This window comes from Arthrobacter sp. TB 26, assembly GCF_000427315.1.
In the GTDB taxonomy this organism is placed as follows: Bacteria; Actinomycetota; Actinomycetes; order Actinomycetales; family Micrococcaceae; genus Arthrobacter.
In genome coordinates this window covers 1-3966 of sequence record NZ_AUPJ01000012.1, presented here as the reverse complement: position 1 = coordinate 3966, position 3966 = coordinate 1, and the positions used below count along the sequence as shown (strand labels likewise).

4 protein-coding genes are annotated in these 3966 nt (G+C 67.8%); 2 read left to right on the top strand and 2 right to left on the bottom strand.

Going from position 1 to position 3966, the window contains the following annotated elements; genetic code table 11:
- Positions 1 to 37 precede the first annotated feature (37 nt).
- Entirely contained in the window at positions 38 to 520 is a 483-nt protein-coding gene (locus K789_RS0100230) for an SRPBCC family protein (RefSeq protein ID WP_024364989.1), read from the bottom strand.
- On the bottom strand, positions 517 to 888 hold the full coding sequence (locus K789_RS0100225; protein WP_035738591.1) for an ArsR/SmtB family transcription factor: 372 nt from the start codon (positions 886 to 888) through the stop codon (positions 517 to 519). The genes K789_RS0100230 and K789_RS0100225 overlap by 4 nt, the downstream gene beginning before the upstream one ends.
- A 205-nt stretch (positions 889 to 1093) precedes the next feature.
- On the opposite strand from K789_RS0100225, the gene K789_RS0100220 reads away from it, so the two are divergent.
- Together K789_RS0100220 and K789_RS0100215 are read left to right on the top strand one after the other, a co-directional pair.
- On the top strand, positions 1094 to 2737 hold the full coding sequence (locus K789_RS0100220; protein ID WP_024364987.1) for an alkaline phosphatase D family protein: 1644 nt from the start codon (positions 1094 to 1096) through the stop codon (positions 2735 to 2737).
- The coding region (locus K789_RS0100215) for an alkaline phosphatase family protein (protein WP_024364986.1) at positions 2734 to 3966 on the top strand (1233 nt) is incomplete at its 3' end. The genes K789_RS0100220 and K789_RS0100215, both read left to right, overlap by 4 nt.

Sequence of the window (3966 nt, the reverse complement as noted above, 5' to 3'; positions counted from 1 at the left end):
CGCCGTCGTACTTTGCCGTTCAAGCTGGCGCTGCGCCTCAGACTTTGGCGCCGGCCAGGACCTCCTCGAGCCGTTCGTAGCCTTCGGTCAATCCGCCTTCCATGCCGGACTGGGCCATGCCGTCTCGGGCCTCCATGCTGGGGTACACCGCGTGCGCCGTCAGCCGGGTGCGGCCGCCGCCAAGGTCCTCGAAGGTCAGGAATTCGATGCTGACGACGTCCGGGTAGCCGTCGAACTCGAAGGTCTGGATGGCGAACTCGTTTTCCCGGACCGTGTGGAAGACGCCGTTGAAACCGTAGGAGACGCCGTCCGGTCCGGTGTGGGTGTAGCGGTAGCTGCCGCCGGTGCGGAACTCGTAGTGGTCGATGTCCATCGTCATCCGCCGGGGTCCGAGCCACCGGGCGACCAGTTCGGGCTCCTTGTGGGCCCGGAAGACATCGGCGACGGGAAAATCGAATTCCCGCTCGAAATCGATGAAGGGCAGTCCCTCCGGAACAGTGACGTTCAGGGCGTTGGTCATGATGTGTCCTTTGCCTGGGTGCCGCGTGCCGCGGCTTCTGCTTGGAGCACGGCGTCAAGGCTGCGGAACTGCCCCTCGCGGACCAGCCGGTACTGGTCGATCCATGCGGTGAGCGCCTCCAGCCGTGCGGGGTTCAGGTGGACGGGCCGGCGCTGGGCGTCACGGCTGCGCGTGACCAGCTGCGCCTGCTCGAGGACCTGGATGTGTTTCGAGACCGCCTGCTTGGTGATCGCGAAAGGTTCCGCCAATTCATTCACGGTGGCCGGACCCCGGCTGAGCCGGGAGATGATGCGGCGACGGACGGGGTCGGCAAGGGCCAGGAACGCGGAGTCGAGCATTCCGTCGTCGCGTTCGTCCACTGCGTGCATCACCTCCTCGCCGCGCCTAATCAATCTATACGTTGATCAACCGTGTGGTTGTTTAAGGATAAAACGAGGCCCGCAACAACGCAAGGGGGCGTATCGCTCCGACGGCGGGAATGGGCACAGCGCCACGGGGAACACTGGGCGAACGTCAGGTTAACTGGGCGAAAAACCGCCGGTTGGTGGCGGAATCATCCGGATACTGGAAGACATGACTACCTTTACTCGTCGTCAAGTACTGCGTTCAGCAGGGGTCGCTGCCGTGGCTGGAGCCATGGCCACCAGTACTCCCGCGGGCGCGTTTTCAGCCTCCCCAACCGGCCTCTTTGGCCACGGGATCGCCTCAGGAGATCCCATGCCCGGCAGCGTGCTGCTGTGGACCCGCGTCACGCCCACCCCGGAATCACTGCCCGGCAGCGGTGCCGGCCCGGACGTTTCCGTCCGCTGGGAAATATCCTCCGATGCAGGATTTACGAAAGTGGTGGCCCGCGGTACTGCGCCCACCGGCCCGGCCCGCGACCACACCGTCAAGGTTGTTGCCGGCCGGCTGCTGCCCGCCACGAGCTACTGGTACCGGTTCACGCTTGGGGAGGAGGTCTCACCCGTAGGCCGCACCCGGACCGCACCGGCCGCGGGGGCGGCGGTGGACCGGCTGAAATTCGGGGTCGTGTCCTGTGCGAACTGGCAGGCTGGCTACTTCTCCTCCTACCGCCATCTGGCCGCACGGGGCGATCTCGACGCCGTCCTTCATCTCGGTGACTACCTCTACGAATACGCACCCGGCGACTACCAGGCCCGCGACGTGGTGGTCCGACCGCACGACCCGGCCTTCGAGATGACCCAGCTGGCGCACTACCGCCGCCGCCACGCCCAGTACAAGACCGACCCCGACCTCCAGTCGCTGCACGCCGCGGCTCCGTTCATCGTGACCTGGGATGACCACGAATCGGCCAACGACGCCTGGAAGGGCGGGGCCGAAAACCACACTCCGGGCGTCGAAGGCGACTGGAGTGAGCGCTTCGCCGCAGCGCACCAGGCCTATGCCGAGTGGATGCCCGTCCGCTACGAGCCGGGTGGCCAGATCTACCGCCGCCTGGACTTCGGCTCCCTGGCCAGCCTGTCCATGCTGGACCTGCGCTCCTACCGCGACCAGCAGGCCGCCAACGGTACGGATCCCGCCGTCGGCAGCCCCGCACGGACCATCACGGGCGCCGCACAGATGGATTGGCTGCTGGGGAACCTCAAGTCCGCGGGCCCGCAGTGGAAGCTCGTGGGCAACCCCGTCATGATTGCGCCCGTCCGCGTCCCCTCGACGCTGAGCACCGCCGAGCTGGCCGGTGTGCAAAAGCTGATGGGCGGGACCAGCATCAGCGGTGTCCCCTACAACGTGGACCAGTGGGACGGCTACGAGGCGGACCGCAACCGCGTGGTCCGCCATCTGCGGGACAATGCCGTGAAGGACACCGTCTTCCTCACCGGCGACATCCACTCCGGCTGGGCCTGCGACATCCCCGCGGATCCGGCCAGCTACCCCGCCACCGGCGATTCCGTGGCCGCGGAACTGGTCTGCACCTCCGTCACAAGCGACAACCTCGACGACATCCTGAACGTTCCGCCCCGGACCGGATCCGTCGGTGTGGAGAACGCCATCAAGGCAGCCAACCCGCACGTGAAGTACCTCGACTTCGACTCGCACGGCTACTCCGTCCTGGACGTGACCGCCGCCGGCGTCCGGATGGACTGGTACGTCCTCAACGAGCGCACCGCCGCCGGCTCAGGAGCCACCCTGTCCACATCGTTCAACGTTCATGCCAACACCGGCAAAGTCACGCCGACGCAGGGAGGACTCCAGTGAGCCGTTCACCGCAGCAGGGCACGCCCGCCAGCAACAGACTCTCGACGCCGGGACGCCGGCAGTTCCTGCAGATCGCCGCAGCCGGCGGTGCCGCCGTCGTCCTTTCCGCGGCTCAGGGCACCGCCTGGGCCGCCCCGGCCGCGGGACGGACCCGGAGCTACGTGCTGGTGGTGGACGGCTGCCGGCCCGATGAGATCACGCCAGCCCTGACGCCGCGACTCGCTGCCCTGCGCGATGCCGGCACCAACTTCCCCGCGGCACGCTCCCTGCCCGTGATGGAGACCATCCCCAACCACGTCATGATGATGACGGGGGTGCGCCCGGACCGTTCGGGCGTGCCGGCCAACGCCATCTTCGACCGGGCCGAAGGCGTGGTCCGCGACCTCGACCGGCCCACCGACCTGCACTTTCCGACCCTCCTGGAGCGGCTGCAGGAGCGCGGCCTCACCACCGGCTCGGTGCTGAGCAAGAAGTACCTCTACGGCATCTTCGGCACCCGCGCCAGCTACCGCTGGGAACCCCAGCCGCTGCTGCCGGTCACCGGGCACGCGCCCGACGCCGCCACCATGGACGCACTCCTGGCGATGGTGAGCGGGCCGGACCCGGACTTTGTGTTCACCAACCTGGGCGACATCGACCGCGTGGGCCACTCGGACCTGTCCGGAACCACGCTGCGGGCAGCACGGGAAGCTGCCCTCGCGGACACCGACGTTCAGGTGGGCCGTTTTATCGACCACCTCAAGAGCACCGGCAAGTGGGACTCCAGCGTGGTGATGGTGCTGGCCGACCACTCGATGGACTGGTCCATCCCCAGCAACGTCATCTCCATCGACCTCGTCCTGCAGCCCCGTCCGGAGCTGCAGTCCAACATCACGATCGCCCAGAACGGCGGCGCGGACCTGCTGTATTGGACCGGCCCCGAACCGGACCGCTCGGCCGGACTGGCCGCCGTCGAGCAGTTGGTCAGCGCGCATGAGGGCGTGCTGTCGGTCAACAGGCCAGCGGACCTCCGGCTGGGCGGTGAGGCCGGAGACCTCGTGGTCTACTGCCGCGCGGGCTGGCGCTTCTCCGACCCATACGTGGCGTCCAACCCCATTCCGGGAAACCACGGCCACCCCGCCACGGAGCCGATTCCATTCTTCGTGACCGGCGGCAGCCCGCGGGTTGTTAAGGGGTCGGTGTCCTCCGAAGCTGCCCGGACCGCCGACGTCGCGCCGACCATCGGCGGG

Excerpts from the sequence above, each read along its gene's own strand:
- K789_RS0100225 (WP_035738591.1), bottom strand. The coding sequence starts at position 888 with ATGCACGCAGTGGACGAACGCGACGACGGAATGCTCGACTCCGCGTTC.
- K789_RS0100220 (WP_024364987.1), top strand. The coding sequence starts at position 1,094 with ATGACTACCTTTACTCGTCGTCAAGTACTGCGTTCAGCAGGGGTCGCT.
- K789_RS0100230 (WP_024364989.1), bottom strand. The coding sequence starts at position 520 with ATGACCAACGCCCTGAACGTCACTGTTCCGGAGGGACTGCCCTTCATC.